General features: G+C 64.5%; 18 protein-coding genes. 11 read left to right on the plus strand and 7 right to left on the minus strand.

Translation table 11 applies throughout. The features are described 5' to 3' along the window. Positions 1-45: 45 nt before the first annotated feature. The 4 genes from AC5ZFO_RS12540 to AC5ZFO_RS12555 all read left to right on the plus strand — a co-directional run bounded on the left by AC5ZFO_RS12540 (position 46) and on the right by AC5ZFO_RS12555 (position 4,569). Entirely contained in the window at positions 46-921 is an 876-nt protein-coding gene (locus AC5ZFO_RS12540; RefSeq protein WP_282520211.1) for a branched-chain amino acid ABC transporter permease, read from the plus strand. Between the two features lie 11 nt (positions 922-932). Continuing rightward, complete coding sequence (locus tag AC5ZFO_RS12545) at positions 933-2,777, plus strand: branched-chain amino acid ABC transporter ATP-binding protein/permease (RefSeq protein ID WP_282520210.1); 1,845 nt, start codon at positions 933-935, stop codon at positions 2,775-2,777. Continuing rightward, positions 2,774-3,472: an ABC transporter ATP-binding protein gene (locus AC5ZFO_RS12550; RefSeq protein WP_071908500.1), complete on the plus strand. Its 699-nt coding sequence runs from the start codon at positions 2,774-2,776 to the stop codon at positions 3,470-3,472. The genes AC5ZFO_RS12545 and AC5ZFO_RS12550 overlap by 4 nt, the downstream gene beginning before the upstream one ends. Positions 3,473-3,627: 155 nt before the next feature. After that, positions 3,628-4,569, plus strand: a complete 942-nt coding sequence (locus tag AC5ZFO_RS12555; protein WP_496122119.1) for a DUF5996 family protein — start codon at positions 3,628-3,630, stop codon at positions 4,567-4,569. A gap of 135 nt (positions 4,570-4,704) precedes the next feature. On the opposite strand, the gene AC5ZFO_RS12560 is transcribed toward AC5ZFO_RS12555, so the two are convergent. Then, positions 4,705-5,130 (minus strand): HIT family protein, encoded by a 426-nt coding sequence (locus AC5ZFO_RS12560; RefSeq protein WP_282520208.1) that lies wholly within the window; start codon positions 5,128-5,130, stop codon positions 4,705-4,707. Positions 5,131-5,220: 90 nt separating this feature from the next. Here AC5ZFO_RS12560 and prmC point away from each other — a divergent pair, with 90 nt between their 5' ends. Further along, positions 5,221-6,117 carry a peptide chain release factor N(5)-glutamine methyltransferase gene (gene prmC, locus AC5ZFO_RS12565; RefSeq protein ID WP_282520207.1) on the plus strand — a complete coding sequence of 299 codons (897 nt, stop codon included), beginning with the start codon at positions 5,221-5,223 and terminating at the stop codon, positions 6,115-6,117. A 463-nt stretch (positions 6,118-6,580) separates the two neighbouring features. After that, on the plus strand, positions 6,581-7,369 hold the full coding sequence (locus AC5ZFO_RS12570) for a DUF4167 domain-containing protein (protein WP_282520206.1): 789 nt from the start codon (positions 6,581-6,583) through the stop codon (positions 7,367-7,369). Between the two features lie 57 nt (positions 7,370-7,426). Here the strand turns inward: AC5ZFO_RS12570 and AC5ZFO_RS12575 are convergent, their stop codons facing one another. After that, on the minus strand, positions 7,427-8,167 hold the full coding sequence (locus AC5ZFO_RS12575) for a class I SAM-dependent methyltransferase (protein ID WP_014490441.1): 741 nt from the start codon (positions 8,165-8,167) through the stop codon (positions 7,427-7,429). Between the two features lie 107 nt (positions 8,168-8,274). Here AC5ZFO_RS12575 and gloB point away from each other — a divergent pair, with 107 nt between their 5' ends. Further along, a complete protein-coding gene (gene gloB / locus AC5ZFO_RS12580; RefSeq protein WP_282520205.1) occupies positions 8,275-9,042 on the plus strand; it encodes a hydroxyacylglutathione hydrolase in 768 nt (255 codons plus the stop codon). A 23-nt stretch (positions 9,043-9,065) separates the two neighbouring features. Next, positions 9,066-9,488 (plus strand): cupin domain-containing protein, encoded by a 423-nt coding sequence (locus tag AC5ZFO_RS12585; RefSeq protein WP_282520204.1) that lies wholly within the window; start codon positions 9,066-9,068, stop codon positions 9,486-9,488. A gap of 51 nt (positions 9,489-9,539) precedes the next feature. Here AC5ZFO_RS12585 and yddG read toward each other — a convergent pair whose 3' ends face one another. The 3 genes from yddG to AC5ZFO_RS12600 all read right to left on the minus strand — a co-directional run bounded on the left by yddG (position 9,540) and on the right by AC5ZFO_RS12600 (position 12,660). Next, positions 9,540-10,409, minus strand: coding sequence for an aromatic amino acid exporter YddG (gene yddG, locus AC5ZFO_RS12590; RefSeq protein ID WP_247314792.1), 870 nt, complete (start codon positions 10,407-10,409; stop codon positions 9,540-9,542). 100 nt (positions 10,410-10,509) lie between these two features. Beyond that, positions 10,510-11,235: an acetoacetyl-CoA reductase gene (phbB, locus tag AC5ZFO_RS12595; protein ID WP_028149509.1), complete on the minus strand. Its 726-nt coding sequence runs from the start codon at positions 11,233-11,235 to the stop codon at positions 10,510-10,512. 246 nt (positions 11,236-11,481) lie between these two features. Continuing rightward, the gene (locus AC5ZFO_RS12600) at positions 11,482-12,660 is read right to left on the minus strand and encodes an acetyl-CoA C-acetyltransferase (RefSeq protein ID WP_282520203.1); all 1,179 of its coding nucleotides are present in this window, start codon (positions 12,658-12,660) and stop codon (positions 11,482-11,484) included. Positions 12,661-12,942: 282 nt separating this feature from the next. Here AC5ZFO_RS12600 and phaR point away from each other — a divergent pair, with 282 nt between their 5' ends. After that, on the plus strand, positions 12,943-13,542 hold the full coding sequence (phaR, locus tag AC5ZFO_RS12605) for a polyhydroxyalkanoate synthesis repressor PhaR (RefSeq protein WP_282520202.1): 600 nt from the start codon (positions 12,943-12,945) through the stop codon (positions 13,540-13,542). 103 nt (positions 13,543-13,645) lie between these two features. Further along, positions 13,646-14,263 (plus strand): class I SAM-dependent methyltransferase, encoded by a 618-nt coding sequence (locus AC5ZFO_RS12610; RefSeq protein WP_282520201.1) that lies wholly within the window; start codon positions 13,646-13,648, stop codon positions 14,261-14,263. Positions 14,264-14,281: 18 nt separating this feature from the next. On the opposite strand, the gene AC5ZFO_RS12615 is transcribed toward AC5ZFO_RS12610, so the two are convergent. After that, positions 14,282-15,169, minus strand: a complete 888-nt coding sequence (locus AC5ZFO_RS12615; RefSeq protein ID WP_282520200.1) for a branched-chain amino acid aminotransferase — start codon at positions 15,167-15,169, stop codon at positions 14,282-14,284. 108 nt (positions 15,170-15,277) lie between these two features. Here AC5ZFO_RS12615 and AC5ZFO_RS12620 point away from each other — a divergent pair, with 108 nt between their 5' ends. Further along, positions 15,278-16,213, plus strand: a complete 936-nt coding sequence (locus tag AC5ZFO_RS12620; protein ID WP_282520199.1) for an alpha/beta hydrolase — start codon at positions 15,278-15,280, stop codon at positions 16,211-16,213. Positions 16,214-16,222: 9 nt separating this feature from the next. Here the strand turns inward: AC5ZFO_RS12620 and AC5ZFO_RS12625 are convergent, their stop codons facing one another. Next, positions 16,223-16,471: a hypothetical protein gene (locus AC5ZFO_RS12625; protein ID WP_282520198.1), complete on the minus strand. Its 249-nt coding sequence runs from the start codon at positions 16,469-16,471 to the stop codon at positions 16,223-16,225. Positions 16,472-16,563 lie beyond the last annotated feature (92 nt).

Raw genomic sequence — 16,563 nt, forward strand, 5'->3', positions numbered from 1 at the left:
CTTTTTCTGTCGCGTACCCTGGCGCGTCACAACGGCGATTGTCGCATGATCAGTTGGCCCAACCTCGTTTCGCAGCTTTTCAACGGGCTCGCGCTCGGCGCCCTGCTTGCGCTGATCAGCTCCGGCCTGACCATCATCTATGGCACGCTCGGCGTGCTCAATCTCGCGCATGGCGCGATGTTCATGATCGGCGGCTATGCCGGCTTCGTCGCCTACCAGTACACGGAGTCCTTCATCATCGCCGTCATCGCGGGCTCGCTGTTCGTGATGCTGCTCGGCGTCGTGATGGAACGCGTCATCATTCGCCATTTCTATCATCGCCCGCACGAGGATCAGCTGCTCGTGACCTTCGGACTCGGCATCTGTTTCGTCGAGCTCGTGCGCCTGATCTTCTCGAGCCAGTCGCAGCTGGTGCCGCCGCCGGCCCTGTTCCAGGGCATCACCAATCTCGGCTTCATGTTCTATCCGACCTACCGCCTCGCCGTCGTCGGCATCGTCGCGGTCGCGCTCGGCGCACTGTTCATCGTCCTCTACCGGACCCGGCTCGGCATGATCGTGCGCGCCGGCATCGAGGATTCGGTGATGGTCGATTCGCTCGGCATCAACGTCTACCGCGTCTTCATGGTCGTGTTCGGCATCGGCGCAATGGCCGCCGGATTTGCCGGCATCGTCAACGCGCCAGTGGTGTCGCTGACACCGGGCGTCGGTGACGACATCCTCGTCCAGACCTTCGTGGTGGTGGTGATCGGCGGCGTCGGCTCGTTTCCGGGCGCGATCCTCGGCGGCCTGATCGCCGGCGAGATCATCAGCGTCACCTCCATGTTCAACCCCGGCTACGCCTATGTGATGCTGTTTGCGGCGATGACGCTCGTGCTCGTGGTGCGACCGCATGGCCTGCTCGGCGTCCAGGGCCGCGAGTAAGCGATTTCCTGATGCTCAAGCAACGCCCGTTCCTGATCGAGACCCTGACCGCGATCGGTTTGATCGCAGCCCCGTTCGTGCTGCCTCATCTCGGCTTCGCCCCGAACACCGTGAACCGGATCCTGGTCTGGGGCCTATTCGGTCTCGGCTTCGACATCCTGTTCGGATTCACCGGCCTGCTGTCGTTCGGCCAGTCCGCCTTCTACGGCACCGGCGGCTTTGTCGCGGCCTACCTCCTGACCCGCGCGGGTTTCAGCAACGTGCTGGGCGCGCTGATCATCGGCATGATCGCGGCGGCGGCGACCGGCTACCTGATCGGCCTGATCGCGCTGCGCCGCACCGGCATCTATTTCGCCATGATCACCGTGGCGATCGCGGAGGTGTTCTTCTTCGTCGAGTTCAATCCGCTCTCGGATTTCACCGGCGGCGAGAACGGCCTGCCGGGGGTACCGACACCGAGCTTCAATCTCGGCTTCACCACCATCCACTTCACCAACGGCTGGTCGCTCTATCAGTTCATCGCACTGTGCTACTTCGTCGGCGTCATCATCGCGCTCAGGATCGTCCGCTCGCCTGTCGGCGCCATCTTCAGCGCGATCCGCGACAATCCGTTGCGCGCCACCGCCGTCGGCCACAACATCCATGGCTACAAGCTGACCGCCTTCGTGATCGCTGCGGCCTATGCGGGCTTCGCCGGCGGCCTGCTCGGCGTATTGCAGGCCTTCATGCCGCCCGACGCCTTCACCTTCGACACCTCAGGCCAGCTCGTGATGCAGACCGCCATTGGCGGCCGCGGCACGCTGTTCGGACCGCTGGTCGGCGCAACAGTTTGGCTCTTCCTTCAGGATTTCCTCCAGTCCGCACTGGGCCTCGGAGCGGCCTGGAAGCTCGTGCTGGGCGTCGTGTTCGTGGTGCTGGTCTGCTTCCTGCGCGGCGGCATTGTGGGCGGCCTCGTCGATCTCTACGGCCTCGTGTCCGGCAAGCGAGCGCGAAAGGCTGCGGAGACGGAGCAGCAGGCTGAGATCGAGACGCCGCAGCAAGCTCCGCCTGCACCGATGCAGGCCAAGGAGGTCGCGCACCCCGCCTATTCCGGGCCGATCCTGAAAGCTACCGGCCTGACCAAGCGCTATGGCGGTCTCGTCGCCAACAGCGACATCGATTTCAGCGTCAATCAGGGCGAGCTGCGCGGCATCATCGGCCCCAACGGCGCGGGCAAATCGACCTTCTTCAAGATGCTGACCTGCGAGATCGCGCCGACCTCCGGCCAGATCGTGTTCGAGGGCCGCGACATCACGGGATTGAAGGTCACCGAAGTTTGCCAGCTCGGCCTCACCAAGAGCTACCAGGTCAACCAGCTCTTCACGGGCCTCACGATACGGCAGAACCTGACGATCGCAGCACTCGCCGAACTGCGCGGCAAATTCCGGCTCGACCTGTTCCGCAAGCTCTCGGGCGTGAAGGGCCTGACGGAGCAGGTGGCGCACACGCTTGCCCTGGTCAATTTGACCCGCCGCGCCGATACGCCGGTATCCGAGCTCGCCTATGGCGAGAAGCGCCGGCTGGAGATCGGGCTTGCGCTCGCCACCTCGCCGCGTCTGCTGCTGCTCGACGAGCCGCTCGCGGGCATGAGCCCGCGCGAGCGGGTCGAGACCGTCAAGCTGCTCAAATCGATCGCGCGCGGGCGCACCATGATCATCATCGACCACGACATGGATTCGCTGTTCGAGCTGGTCGAGCGCGTGACGGTGCTCCAGGAGGGCAAGGTGCTGCTGGACGGCACACCGGAGGAAATCAGGACCAACGCCGCGGTGCAGGAAGCCTATCTCGGCGGCGTTCATGGAGAGATCGCCGCATGAGCCTGATCGAGGTCAATGGCCTGAACAGCTATTACGGCGACTCCCACATCCTGTTCGACGTCGCCATGCGCGTCGAGCGGCACGAGGTGGTGGCGCTGCTCGGGCGGAACGGCGCCGGCAAGAGCACGACGCTCAAGAGCCTGATGGGCGTCGTGACGCCCCGCAGCGGCAGCGTGAAGTTCGACGGCATCGATATCGCTGGACGCAAGAGCCACAGAATCGCGCAGGCCGGCATGCAGCTCGTGCACGAGGAGCGCCGGATCTTCGGCAGCTTGTCGGTGGAGGAGAACATCGTCCTCGCCGGGATCACCGCACCGAAGCGCTGGCCGCTCGAGCGCGTCTACGAGATGTTTCCGCGCCTCAAAGAGCGCCGCAACAACCGCGGCACCGAGCTCTCCGGCGGCGAACAGCAGATGCTCGCGATCGCCCGGGCGCTGGTGCGCGACCCCAAGATCGTCCTGTTGGACGAGCCGTTCGAGGGGCTTGCGCCCGTCATCGTCCACGATCTCGTCAAAGCCTGCCGCGAGCTCGCGGCCGCCGGCCAGACCATCGTGCTGGTCGAGCAGAATCTGGCAGCGACGCTGGCGCTGGCGACGCGGATCTACATCATCAACAACGGCCACATCGTGCACGAAGGACCGGCGCAGGAGCTCAAGGCCCAGCCGGAACTGCTGCAGCGATACCTTGGCGTCTAGCTCGAGTCCCCCTAAGCTCCGGGATATCTGCTTTCGAGGGGGTAGCATGCGGCCTCGCCCCCCGAAGGTCGCTTTGCGCCCAAAGCGGACACAGGGTCGCCTTTAGCCGAGGTGAGGTCTTGCAAAGCCGAACCGAACCTGAGGGAGGAGACGCTATGAGCGCGATCTGGCCGGAGATTCCCTTCGAGGCATGGCGCGAAACCTGTTCCGCGCTTCATCTGTATTGCCAGATTGTCGGCAAGTATCGGCTCGCGAGAACGCCATGGGTCAACCATTCCTGGCACGCGACCTTCTACGTGAATGCACGCGGGCTCACGACTTCGCTGATTCCAGACGCATCAGGTATCGAGATCGTCTTCGATCTCTCCCGTCACGTCCTGATCGGAGAAGCAGCTGATGGGTGCAGGGCGGAAATGCCGCTCGGGCGAATGTCCGTCGCCGAATTTCACGCCCGGTTCTGTGATTTGGTACGACATCTCGGCGGAACACCGGAATTTGACGGTCGGCCCAGTGAGGTCGCAGATCCGATCCCGTTCACGGAGGACCGCCAAATCAGGCCCTATGACGCAGACGCCGTGACGCGTTTCTTCCGCGCCGTCGTCGCGATCGGCGGAGTGTTTTATCGGTTTCGGACGGGGTTCACCGGGAAGGTCAGTCCGGTCCATCTCTTCTGGGGCAGCTTCGATCTCGCGGTGACGCGCTTCTCTGGGCGTTCCGCTCCGCTTCACCCGGGGGGCGTCCCGGGTTTGCCGGATGTCGTGACACGCGAGGCCTATAGCGATGAGGTCTCGTCCGCCGGCTTTTGGCCGGGCGGAGGTGGTACAGACTTTGCGGCGTTCTACTCCTATGCCTACCCCACCCCGAATGGCTTTGCTGACGGACAGGTCTTGCCGGCAGGCGCATACTTCGATCGGAAGCTCGGCGAATATCTCCTGCCCTACGACCTTGTGCGAAAATCCAGCGAGCCAGAGGCCGCGCTCATGGCGTTTCTGCAAAGCACCTATCAGGCAGCAGCTGATTGTGGACGCTGGGATCGTGCCGCGCTCGAATGTCCGATTGGCTCCCCCCTTCGACCCCGCCCCCTGAACAAGAACTGATGAAGGTTCGATGAAAGATCGCTGGCTCGCAGTTTCGGTGGAGCGAAGCTGCGCCAGTCGATTTCGAGCTTGTCTCGATGATGGGTTTCGCAACAGCTCTACCCGTCCTACGGTCTTGCTGCAGCGCTATCTCGATCAACTGCCAAGCGCCGCAATCATCCGCTTGGCGTGATCGGCGAGCACGGCCATGTCTTCCTTGCGCGTCTGCGCCGGCAGCAGCCCGATCCCGGCGCTGACCGGCATGACGTGCATGTGCAGGTGGAAGACCACCTGCCCGCTCGCCGGTTCGCTGAACTGCTGCAGGATGATGCCCTCGGCGTCGAACGCCTTCATCGCCGCAATCGCGATCCGCTTGCCGGTTCGGGCGACCGCGGCGAGATCGTCATCCGCAATGTCGAGGATGCCCCGCGCCGGCGCCCGGGGAATGACCAGCGTGTGTCCGGGCGAGCGCGGCATGATGTCGAGGAAGGCGATGCTGCGGTCGTCCCTGAAAACCTCGAAGCAGGGAATCTCGCCGCGGAGGATCTTTGCGAAGACGTTCTGATCGTCGTAAGCCGTCATGGATCCCTCCCTCGCTGCGAGGTGCGATCAGACGCGCTCCTTTCCGTTGACGCAAGCAATGCCGCCGATCTATCCACGATACCAGGCAGGATGGCTCCATTGGCGACAGGTTTCGATTCCGGACACAGCATCGAGAGTGCGCGGCGCGCGCTTGCGGCGCGGCTGCAATCGGCCGGCATCGAGGAGCCCGCCCTCGACGCGCGCCTGCTCGTCGGAGCGGCGCTGAGGCTTGATTTGACCGGCATCGTCACGCAGGCGGCGCGCCAGCTCACGCCCGAAGAGGCCGCGCGGCTCGAAGCCTATGCGCAGCGCCGGCTCGCGCATGAGCCGGTCGCCCGCATTCTCGGCGCGCGCGAATTCTGGGGCCTGCCGTTCCAACTGTCCGAGGCGACGCTGGTGCCGCGGCCGGACACCGAGACCGTGGTCGAACTGGCACTGGAGATCTTTCGGGAGGCCACGATAGCGGGGCAGCACCCGCGAATCGCGGATATCGGCACCGGATCGGGCGCGATCCTGCTCGCGCTGCTGCATGAAATTCCCGATGCCTTCGGCGTCGGAACCGATCTCAGCCTCTCCGCGCTCGACACCGCGCGGAGCAATGCCGCAGCTCTGGGCCTCGCCGGCCGTTCCGGCTTCGTCGCCTGCTCCTATGCGGCGGCGCTCCGCGGCCCGTTCGATCTCATCGTGTCGAATCCGCCCTATATTCCCTCAGGGGAAATTCCGAAACTGAGCCTCGATGTGCGCGAGCACGATCCGCATCTGGCGCTCGACGGCGGCAATGACGGCTATGACGCCTACCGCGCCCTGATACCGCAGGCGGCCGAGCGGCTCGCACCCGGCGGGGCGTTGATCGTCGAGGCCGGGCAAGGTCAGGCCCGGGATATTGAAACCTTGATGACGGCCGCCGCGTTGTCTGTGGACAGGCCGCCCAAGGCGGATTTGGCGGGCATCCCGCGGGCGGTATCGGCCCGAAAAATGCCCCCATAAAAGCCGGATTGGGCTGCAAAAAACCTCTTGGAATATCCCTTGGGAACGACTACGTTCCGGTCAACACATCGGTGCCGGCCCCGTAGACCTACGGGCGAAAGCCGGGCTCTCGGGCGAGAGCTTTACTGATTAAAGGTTCCAAGCCGCAGGTCCTGTTGAGCGCGATGGCCATTGGAGCTGCGCTGCTCTCCGACTGCAAAGTGAACGAAAGCCTGATATTGCGCTTGAAGACTTACGCAACAAAGCTGGGCTTGTTTCGGCAGGCGATATGAATGGGTTCGCTGGCAATGGCTGCTGGCGGGTGGGGAACGCGTCTTTGTTGAACGCGACGGTCGACGAACATCGGCAGGGTTCAAGCCGCTCTTGCGCGCGGTGCGCGCGGGAGAAGTGAACCGCTGTCATCAGGTCACTCCGAGCAATCAGTAATGCGTGCAACCTTTAGGGCTGGAATTAAAGGCAGGACATGAGAAACGGTCAGAACAAGCAGCGGATGCGCAACCGCAATAACAACAACAACAATAACAACAACAACCGGCGCGGCCAGAACCCGATGACCCGGGTTTACGAATCGAACGGACCCGACATCAAGATCCGCGGCACGGCTTCGCACATCGCCGAAAAATATCTTCAGCTCGCGCGCGATGCGCGCTCTTCCGGCGACCCGGTCGCCGCCGAGAACTACTACCAGCACGCCGAGCATTATTTCCGCCTGATCGCGGCGGCCCAGGAACAGTTCCGCCAGAACCAGCAGCCGCGCGGCGACGAGCCGGTGAGCAACAGCGGCGACGACAGCGAGGACGACGGCGAGAATTTCTCGAATTTCGGCCAGGAGCCGGGCTTCGTCCCGCAGCCGCAGCAGCAGCCCTTCATGCGCGACCGCGACGGCCAGCGCGATCACCAGCGTGATCATCAGCCGCGCGACGGCCAGCAGCCCTATCAGCGCGACAACCAGCAGCCGCGCGAGCATCGCGAACGCGACCATCGTGTGCAGCCGCAATATCAGCCGCAGCCGCAGCCGCTGAACCAGCCGCAGCCCGTCGTTGCCGACACCGGTAGCGTCGATCGCCTGCCCTCCTTCATCACCGGCGCACAGCCGCAAGTGAATAGTGCCGCGAATGGCGGTCAGGGCGGGCTTGAAGGCGGCGGTGGCGGCGAACGCTTTCCGCGGCGGCGCCGCCGGCCGCATGGCCCGCGCCCCGAGCGCGAGGCGGCTCCGGCGGGCTCCAGCGACGAAGTGGCCTCCGGCGAATAAGCTTCTTCCGATATTCTGATCTGCATCGTCCCGGCCTCGCGCCGGGACGATTTGTTTTCAAGTGCGCGTCACCGTCGAGGACGGTACCAGCACCGGCTTCAACGAGGGAATCAGCCGCGCGCGCTCGCGCTTGGCGGGGATCGCGCGATAGACCTGCTTGGTCGCCTCGACAATGTGCACGCCGGCAAAGGGCAACGACAGCGCCGCGCCCGCACGCTCCCACACCTGTGCCGATTTCAGCACCCAGCCGCCGGCATAAGGCGGCATGAACAGCGCCTCGCCCCAGGCGGTCGGCGTGAACCAGGTCTGGCGCAACAGGTCGGTGATCTGCGAGCGCGAATAGGGCCGGCCGTGACCGAACGGCGTGCTGTCGGTGCGGGTCCATACCCCGCGCCGGTTCGGGATCACCGCGATCACGCGGCCGGAGGGCGACAGCACCCGCCACACCTCGCGCAAGAGCGCGGCCGGGTCGTCAGACATCTCCAGCGCATGAATCAGCAGGATCCGATCGACCGCGGCGTCAGGAAGCGGCAGCGAGAATTCATCGACCAGCGAGGCCAGCGCCGGCCGCCCCGTCGGCCATTTCAAGACGCCCTGCGCCGACGGCATGAAGGCGATGCAGCGCTCCGCGTCCTCGCGGAACAGGCCGAGATAGGGTGTGGGATAGCCGATGCCAAGCACACGCTGGCCCGCGGCGGTCGGCCAGCGCTCCCTGATGCCGCGATTGATCATTTGCCGCGCCACAATCCCGAGGCGACGGGAGTAGAACTCGCGGAGGTCGACGACATCAATGGTCATGACGGCAATGTAACATGCACGAGGCGGCCCCCGCGCGCGGAATATTGCATTGCCTGCGCAACGTTAACGCCATATTTGTCTGCGGGGCTGAGCGCGATGGAGATGACATGGCCGCCGAAATTCGTACTTTCACCTGTTTAAGCGATAATTTCGGTTATCTGATCCACGATGTGGAAACCAAGGCGACGGCGTCGATCGACGCGCCGGAAGCCGGCCCCATCCTGAAAGCGCTTGAGCGCGAGGGCTGGCAGCTCACCGACATCCTGATCACCCATCATCACGGCGATCATGTCGGCGGGGTCGCCGAACTCAAACAGAAATACAATTGCCGCGTCGTCGCGCCGCATGACAAGACGACTGAGATCGCCAACGTCGACCTGCGCGTCGCCAATGCCGACATCGTCAAGGTCGGCAGCTTGCTGGGGCGCGTACTGGAGACGCCCGGCCACACGCTCGACCACATCTCCTACGTGTTCGACAACGAGAAGACGCTGTTCGCCGCAGATACGCTGTTCTCGATCGGCTGCGGCCGCGTGTTCGAAGGCGACTACCCGATGATGTGGGACTCGCTTCTGAAGCTGCGGGCGCTGCCTGACGACTTCAAGCTCTATTGCGGGCACGAATACACCGCGTCCAACGTCAAGTTCGCGCTCACCATCGACCCCGACAATGCGGCGCTGCAGGCACGCGCGGCGGAGGTGACGAAGCTGCGGGCCGAGAACAAGCCGACCATTCCATCACTGCTTGGTGACGAGAAGCGAGCAAACGTGTTCCTCCGTGCTGATGAACCGTCGGTCGCAGCCAGGTTACACATGAAGGGCGCGGACGCCGCCGTGGTGTTCGGCGAACTGCGCGAGCGCAAAAACAAATCTTGAAGAAGAAATCCTGACGGGGATCGATGCCGACCGCAGCCGAGATCATCGCACGCCTCGAACTCCGCCCGCATCCCGAGGGCGGCCACTACCGCGAGACGTTTCGCGACCAGACCACGGATACCAACGGCCGGTCGCGCTCGACCCTCATTTATTTCCTGCTCGCGCGCGGCGAACGCTCGCACTGGCATCGCATCGACGCCGTGGAGATCTGGCACTACTACGCCGGCAGCCCGCTGACGCTGCGCATCGCGCATGAAGGCTGCTTGCAACACGAGGTGCGGCTCGGCACGGATCTTGTGAGCGGCGAACGGCCGCAGGGGATCGTGCCGGCGAATGCTTGGCAGATGGCGGAGTCGACGGGCGAATGGACCTTGGTCGGCTGCACCGTCGCGCCTGCATTCGAGTTCGCGAAGTTCGAACTCGCGCCGCAAGGCTGGGAGCCGTAAGCCGCACTGTCATTCCGGGACGCCGCATGGCGGCGAACCCGACAACGACGGTCACCGCTTCCGCAGCACCATGTCCTTCGCCGCGATCAGGCCGCCGCCGGCGATCAGGACCGCGGCGATGGCGATGTTGGCGCTGGCTTTTGCAAAACCCGCGGCGATGAGGAATCCGGTCGAGAGCAGCGGCGTCGCATAGGATGCGGCGCCGAGCACGCGGATGTCGCCGCGCTTCATGCCGATGTCCCAGGCGTAGAACGCGGCACCGACGGGGCCGATGCCGAGGGCGGCCACGGAGAGCCATTGCAGCGTCGTCTCCGGCCACACCGTGGTTTCAAGCAGACCATGCATCAGCGCGGCGAGCACCGCGGTGGCAAGGCAGAAGCCCGCGACCGCATCGGTCGGCACGGCTTTCAATCGCCGCGACAGCACCGAATAGGTCGCCCAGACGAACGCCGCGATGAACGCCGCGATCAATCCCGGCAGCTGGCCCGGCGCGAAGCCGGAGGTGCTCCCGGCGAATAGCAGCACGGTGCCGACGAGGCCGAGCACGGCACCGATGATGTGATGCACCGCAAGCCGCTCGCCGGGCAGGAACGACGAGAACAGCACGATCAGAAGCGGCCACATGTAATTCAAAAGACCGGCTTCGGCCGGCGGCGCAAAGCGCAGCGCCAGGAAATACAGTGCGTGATAGCCGAACAGGCCGCCGACGCCGACGACCCATACGACCAGCGGCTGACGCAAGCTCCTCGCCGCATCGCCGCGGCCGACCCAGGTGAGGAGGCCAACGAGACCGCCGATCGCGAACGTCATGGCGGCGAGCTGGAACGCCGGAATCTTTCCGGTCGCAACCGTCATCACTGATAGCAGCGACCACATCAGGATCGCGGTCAATCCGATCAGTGTGGCTGTGCGCGGGGTCATCAATCGAAAGGCTCTGAGGACGATGATGCCCGGCACAAGGCCGGGCATGTCGTCTTCACTATCGCCTTGTCGCGCCTGAATCTACAGGCTTCACGTCCTATCAGGCGTGATACTGGCCGCCGTTGATGGTCAGCGTCGAGCCGGTGATGAAGCCGGCCTCGTCGGCGGCGAGGAACACCACGGCGCGCGCGATCTCCTCGGGCTCGCCGAGCCGGTTGACCGGGATCTGCGGGATCACGTTCTTTTCCAAGACGTCCTTCGGCACCGCCTGCACCATCTCGGTGTTGATGTAGCCCGGTGCGATCGCGTTCACGGTAATGCCGCCCTTGGCGTTCTCGATCGCGAGCGCCTTGGTGAAGCCGATGTCGCCGGCCTTTGCTGCGGAATAGTTGACCTGGCCGAATTGTCCCTTCTGGCCGTTGATCGACGAGATCGAGATGACACGTCCGAATTTGCGCGCGCGCATGCCTTCGATCACCTGGCGCGTCATGTTGAACAGCGAGCCAAGATTGGTGTTGATCACGGCGTTCCACTGCTCGAGCGTCATCTTGTGGAAGGCGGTGTCCCGGGTGATGCCGGCATTGTTGACGAGCACGTCGACCGGGCCGAGCTCGGCCTCGACCTTCTTCACGCCTTCGGCGCAGGCATCGAAATTGCTGACGTCCCATTTGTAGACGGCAATGCCGGTCTCCGCCTTGAACTTCTCCGCAGCCGCATCATTGCCGGCATAGCTCGCCGCAACCTTGTAGCCGGCCGCCTTCAGCGCCTTGCTGATCGCAGCTCCGATTCCCCGCGTACCACCCGTCACCAATGCAACACGTGCCATATCGTATTCCTTCCCTTGGACTCTTCGGACGCTTCTGAGTGATCGTTTTAGATGCGGATTATGCGGTTGGTTTGACGGACATCAAGAACAAAACGCCCGGCGTCGAGCCGGGCGTTTGTATTTAGTCGAGGCTTGCGCGGTTGCGAAGAATATTTGATTTGCAACCGCTGCCTTTTTAGTCGCGTGCAACGCACTCATCTATGTGTGCAGCGCACGCGCAAGTGACACGTAAGTTAGATGTCAGCTTCAGTCGCGCGCCAGGCACATCGCGATACCCATGCCGCCGCCGATGCACAGCGTGGCGAGGCCCTTCTTCGAATCGCGCTTCTGCATCTCGTGCAGCAGCGTCACCAACACGCGTGCGCCGGAGGCGCCGACCGGATGGCCGATCGCGATCGCACCGCCGTTGACGTTGACCTTGGCGGTGTCCCAGCCGAGATCCTTGTTGACGGCGCAGGCCTGCGCCGCGAAGGCCTCGTTGGCCTCGATCAGGTCGAGATCGCCGACGCTCCAACCGGCCTTCTTCAGCGCGGCGCGCGAGGCCGGGATCGGGCCCGAGCCCATGATCTTCGGATCGACGCCGGCCTGCGCCCAGGACACGATGCGCGCGATCGGCGTCTTGCCTTCCTTGGCCGCCTGCTTGGCGGTCATCAGCACCACGGCAGCGGCGCCGTCATTGATGCCGGAGGCCGAGCCTGCGGTGACCGTGCCGTCCTTCTCGAAGGCGGGCTTGAGCTTCGCCATCCCGTCGAGCGTTGCGCCATGACGCGGATATTCGTCGGCGCTGACGACGATGTCGCCCTTGCGGGTCTTGATGGTGACGGGAACGATCTCGTCGTTGAACTTGCCGGCCTTCTGCGCCGCCTCGGCCTTCTGCTGCGAGTGGACCGCGAACTCGTCCTGCTGGGCGCGGGTGATCTGCCACTGGCGCGCGACGTTCTCGGCCGTGTTCCCCATGTGATAGCCGTTGAAGGCATCCCACAGGCCGTCCTTGATCATGGTGTCGACGAACTCGACCGGACCCATCTTGACGCCGCCGCGCAGATACTGGGCGTGCGGAGCCATGCTCATGGATTCCTGGCCGCCGGCGACCACGATCTCGGAATCGCCGTTGAGCAGCGCCTGGTAGCCGAGCGCCACGGTGCGCAGGCCCGAGCCGCAAAGCTGGTTCACGCCCCAGGCCGGGCTCTCCACCGGAATGCCGGCGGCGATCGAGGCCTGGCGAGCCGGGTTCTGGCCCTGAGCCGCGGTCAGGATCTGGCCCATGATGACTTCCGAGACCCGGCCGGGCTCGATGCCACCACGCTCCAGCGCGGCCTTGATGGCGATCGCGCCGAGGTCGTGGGCGGGAAGGGTCGCGAACGCTCCGTTGAAGCTTCCGACCGGGGTGCGGGCGGCGCTGACGATGACGACATCGTCTGACATGGGCATCTCCTGGTGTTGATGGGGGCAGACGGGGCTGGGAAACGGCTCGCCAGTCTCGAATGGCATCCTGTTAACGTCGTTGAGGCATGTCAATGCCGCAGCGCATTCAAAATAGCGTTCTTGGTGCTTTCGCAAGCACGTTTTTGCTGCCCGATTAACCGTGGCGCACAAAACGGTAGCGTGACCCCTTTGAAAATGCTTATTTTGTTGCGTTGCGTACTCTTCCCGCCCTGCGGCATTGCCCGTCGGGTTCCCGTTCTCCGCGTTTGCAAGTGAGAGCCCATGGCGAAATCAGACCAACCCACCACCATCAAGAAATACGCGAACCGCCGGCTCTATAACACCGGAACGAGCACCTACGTGACGCTTGAAGACCTCGCCGCCATGGTCAAGGACGGGGAGGATTTCCTGGTCTACGACGCCAAGACCGGCGATGACATCACCCGCTCCGTGCTCGCCCAGATCATCTTCGAGCAGGAGAACAAGGCCGGCCAGAACCTGCTGCCGACCACCTTCCTGCGCCAGCTGATCCGCTTCTACGGCGACAGCATGCAGATGGTGGTGCCGAAATATCTGGAGCAGTCGATCGCGACGCTGACCCAGGAGCAGGAGAAGTTCCGCAAGCAGATCGCCAACTCGCTCTCCGGCACTCCTTTTGCTCCGTTGGAAGAACAGGTCCGCCGCAACATGGAACTGTTCCAGCAGACCTTCTCGATGTTCAAGCCGTTTGCCCCCAACGCGGGCCGTCCGGCGACCAGCTCCGAACCGGAGCCCGACGCAAGCGCTGCGGCGCCGACGGACAGCAGCAACATCGACGACCTGCGTCAGCAGATGAAGGACATGCAGGAACGCCTCGAGCGGATGTCGAAGAAGGACGAGTAGGGATTTCGTTCGCGCCGGCGCGTCCATCTGCGGCGGACGCGCGGGCCGCCGGTTCATAACAGCGCGACTTGCGCGCTGTCGTCCCGGCCAGGCCGGAGCCGCCATGTCCGACCGCAGCACGCATTGGGACAACGTCTACGCCACCAAGGGCGAGGCCGAGGTAAGCTGGTTCCAGGACAGCCCGGCGATCTCGCTCGAGATGATCGGCTCGGCCTGCCCTGACCATGGCGCCGCCATCATCGACATCGGCGGCGGTGCTTCGCGGCTGGTGGACGCTCTCCTGCGGGACGGATACCGCGACCTCGCCGTGCTGGATCTCTCCGCCAACGCGCTTGAAGCGGCGAAGAAACGAATCGGACGCGCGGCTTCAGCAGTCGACTGGATCGTTGCCGACGCCACGACATGGCGCCCGGGGCGGAGCTACAACGTCTGGCACGATCGCGCGGCATTTCACTTCCTGACCGATCCGCGCGACAGGGCCGCTTACGTCGAGCGCCTGCGGTCGGCGATTGCGCCCGGCGGCCAAATCATCATCGCGACATTTGCGCTTGATGGCCCGGAGAAATGCAGCGGCCTGCCGGTGCAGCGGCACGACAGCGCGAGCCTTGCTGCGGAGCTTGGGCCGGAGTTCGAGCTGGTCGAGACGCGGAGCGAGACGCATCACACGCCCTGGAAGTCGACCCAGGCGTTTCAGTTCAGCCGGTTTAAGCGACCCGGCTAGGACGCCAGAAAGCACGGATCAAGCCGCCAGCTTCACCGCATGCGCAAAGTCCCAATAGAGCTTGCGTGCTTTGGTGCAGAGCGGCCCCGGCTTCAGCTCGCGATCGTCGATGCGGATGACGGGGGCGACCTTGGCGAAATTGCCGGTCGAGAAGATCTCGTCGGCGGCGAGGAAGTCGGCATAGCGCAGCGTCTTCTCGACCACGGTGACGCCGTCGCCGCGCAGCAGGCTGATGACGCGCTGGCGCGTGATGCCGTTCAGGAACGTGCCGTTCGGGACCGGCGTGTAGACCACGCCGTCCTTGGCCATGAACACGTTGGAATTGCCGAATTCCGCGACATTGCCGAGCATGTCGAGCATCAGCGCGTTCTGGAAGCCGCGCCCGGCGGCTTCCGCGAGCGCCCGCGAATTGTTCGGATAGAGACAGGCGGCCTTGGCCTCGACCGGCGCGCATTCGGCGGTGGGCCTGCGGAACGGCGACAGCGTGATGGCGTTGCCGACGGGTTTCGGCATCGGCGCCTCGTAGATGCACAGGCACCAATTGGTTGTCTCGGGGTCGAACAGCACGCCGCCGCCCGAACCGTTCTGCGCCCAGTACATCGGACGGACGTACAGCTCGGCCTTCGCGGCGAAGCGCGCGATGCCTTCGTGTGCGAGCGAAAGCCAGGTGCCCGTGTCGACCACCGGCTTCAGGCCAAAATTGATCGCGGACTGATTGGCGCGGGCGACGTGACGATCGAGATCGGGCGCGACGCCCTCGAACGCGCGCGCACCGTCGAACACGACCGAGCCGAGCCACGCCGCATGCGTGCGCGGACCCATGATCGGCACGTTACCGTCGTGCCATTTGCCCTCGAAGAAGGTCCAGCTCGGCGAATATTCGATCGGCTTCTTGATCTCGGCCATGACCGGCCTCCCTTGGACATATCCGGGCACTATTGTCCCAATGTCTAAATGATTCCCTGCTGGGATATGGTGCGTTACCCTCTCCGACAAGGGGAGAAGGAAGGATCCATGCCGCTCGATCCGCTTGCAAGGCGTTTGTTGACCATGATGGCTGCGGCCGCTCCGCAAGGGCGGAGCCGGCCGAGCGTGGAGGCGCGGCGGCAGTCGCTGGCGAAGCTGATGCAGTTTGCGCGCACCGATGCGTCGGATGTGACCACCGCCGACGGCACGCTTCCGGGTCCCGGCGGAGAACTGCCCTATCGCCTTTATTCGCCCGCTTCTGTCGGCGACCGCGCGCCGGGCTTCGTGTTCTTTCATGGCGGCGGGCTCGTGGCCGGCAGCATTGCGACGCATGACCGCATCGCGGCGGCGCTGGCGCATGTGACCGGCTGTCGCCTCGTCTCGGTCGATTACCGGCTCGCGCCCGAGCACAAATTTCCTGCTGCCGTCGTTGATGCGATCGCGGCCACGGAATGGGTCGCGCGGCAAGCCCCGTCGCTGGGCATCGACGCCGAACGTCTGGTGGTCGGCGGCGATTCCGCCGGCGCCACGCTCGCTGCGATCGTATGCCAGGAAGCGATTCAGACCGCCGGCCTCTCCATCGTCGCGCAATGCCTGATCTGCCCGGTGCTGGATTTCGAGGAGATCTCGCCTTCGCGCGAGGCATTCGCCGAAGGCCATCTGATCGACCGCGTCACCATCGAAGCCGATCTCGCCGATTATCTGCCTGACGGCATCGACACCGCCGACCCCCGCATCTCGCCCTTGCGCGCGACGCGGCTTGCAGGCCTGCCGACCGCGATCATCCACACCGCCGAATTCGATCCGATGCGCGACGAGGGCAATGCCTATGCGCGCAAGCTGCTCGCCGCCGGCGTCGCGGTCGAGCACGTCTGCCATGACGGCATGGTCCACAATTTCCACGCCATGGGCACGATCCTGCCGCAGGCGCAGCTCGTGCTGTCGCAGATCGGCGAACAGGTCCGGCGGGCGGTGGAGAAATAGAAGCGCGCGTCACACGCGCGCGTGGAGCACAGCCCTGGCTGCCACAACATATTCAGGCCAATGCGCATCCGCATAACGTTCCGCCTGCCGCGCGCAGGTGACGTCGGGCGCATGCGCGGCTGCAATCGTGCGTGCGAAGCGCTCTTCGGCCACCGTCACGTCGTCAGGCTCGCGCGACGGTACGGCAGCGGCCACGGCAGTCGGGGCCACGGCGAGTCCCGCCAGACCAGTGAGCAGGATGCGGCGTGACGTATTCATGGCTGTGTCCTTCCAATGTCCGGCCCGCACTCCGGCCGGCGAGTGTGTCGGTGCGATCACGGCAGGGTAACCGCGCACGCCCGTGCAGTCCA

The organism is Bradyrhizobium sp. Unk1, from assembly GCF_059512345.1.

What these genes read in the sequence shown, in the direction of transcription:
- AC5ZFO_RS12540 (WP_282520211.1), top strand. Translation starts at nt 46, where the DNA reads ATGATCAGTTGGCCCAACCTCGTTTCGCAGCTTTTCAACGGGCTCGCG.
- AC5ZFO_RS12545 (WP_282520210.1), top strand. Translation starts at nt 933, where the DNA reads ATGCTCAAGCAACGCCCGTTCCTGATCGAGACCCTGACCGCGATCGGT.
- AC5ZFO_RS12550 (WP_071908500.1), top strand. Translation starts at nt 2,774, where the DNA reads ATGAGCCTGATCGAGGTCAATGGCCTGAACAGCTATTACGGCGACTCC.
- AC5ZFO_RS12555 (WP_496122119.1), top strand. Translation starts at nt 3,628, where the DNA reads ATGAGCGCGATCTGGCCGGAGATTCCCTTCGAGGCATGGCGCGAAACC.
- AC5ZFO_RS12560 (WP_282520208.1), bottom strand. Translation starts at nt 5,130, where the DNA reads ATGACGGCTTACGACGATCAGAACGTCTTCGCAAAGATCCTCCGCGGC.
- prmC (WP_282520207.1), top strand. Translation starts at nt 5,221, where the DNA reads ATGGCTCCATTGGCGACAGGTTTCGATTCCGGACACAGCATCGAGAGT.
- AC5ZFO_RS12570 (WP_282520206.1), top strand. Translation starts at nt 6,581, where the DNA reads ATGAGAAACGGTCAGAACAAGCAGCGGATGCGCAACCGCAATAACAAC.
- AC5ZFO_RS12575 (WP_014490441.1), bottom strand. Translation starts at nt 8,167, where the DNA reads ATGACCATTGATGTCGTCGACCTCCGCGAGTTCTACTCCCGTCGCCTC.
- gloB (WP_282520205.1), top strand. Translation starts at nt 8,275, where the DNA reads ATGGCCGCCGAAATTCGTACTTTCACCTGTTTAAGCGATAATTTCGGT.
- AC5ZFO_RS12585 (WP_282520204.1), top strand. Translation starts at nt 9,066, where the DNA reads ATGCCGACCGCAGCCGAGATCATCGCACGCCTCGAACTCCGCCCGCAT.
- yddG (WP_247314792.1), bottom strand. Translation starts at nt 10,409, where the DNA reads ATGACCCCGCGCACAGCCACACTGATCGGATTGACCGCGATCCTGATG.
- phbB (WP_028149509.1), bottom strand. Translation starts at nt 11,235, where the DNA reads ATGGCACGTGTTGCATTGGTGACGGGTGGTACGCGGGGAATCGGAGCT.
- AC5ZFO_RS12600 (WP_282520203.1), bottom strand. Translation starts at nt 12,660, where the DNA reads ATGTCAGACGATGTCGTCATCGTCAGCGCCGCCCGCACCCCGGTCGGA.
- phaR (WP_282520202.1), top strand. Translation starts at nt 12,943, where the DNA reads ATGGCGAAATCAGACCAACCCACCACCATCAAGAAATACGCGAACCGC.
- AC5ZFO_RS12610 (WP_282520201.1), top strand. Translation starts at nt 13,646, where the DNA reads ATGTCCGACCGCAGCACGCATTGGGACAACGTCTACGCCACCAAGGGC.
- AC5ZFO_RS12615 (WP_282520200.1), bottom strand. Translation starts at nt 15,169, where the DNA reads ATGGCCGAGATCAAGAAGCCGATCGAATATTCGCCGAGCTGGACCTTC.
- AC5ZFO_RS12620 (WP_282520199.1), top strand. Translation starts at nt 15,278, where the DNA reads ATGCCGCTCGATCCGCTTGCAAGGCGTTTGTTGACCATGATGGCTGCG.
- AC5ZFO_RS12625 (WP_282520198.1), bottom strand. Translation starts at nt 16,471, where the DNA reads ATGAATACGTCACGCCGCATCCTGCTCACTGGTCTGGCGGGACTCGCC.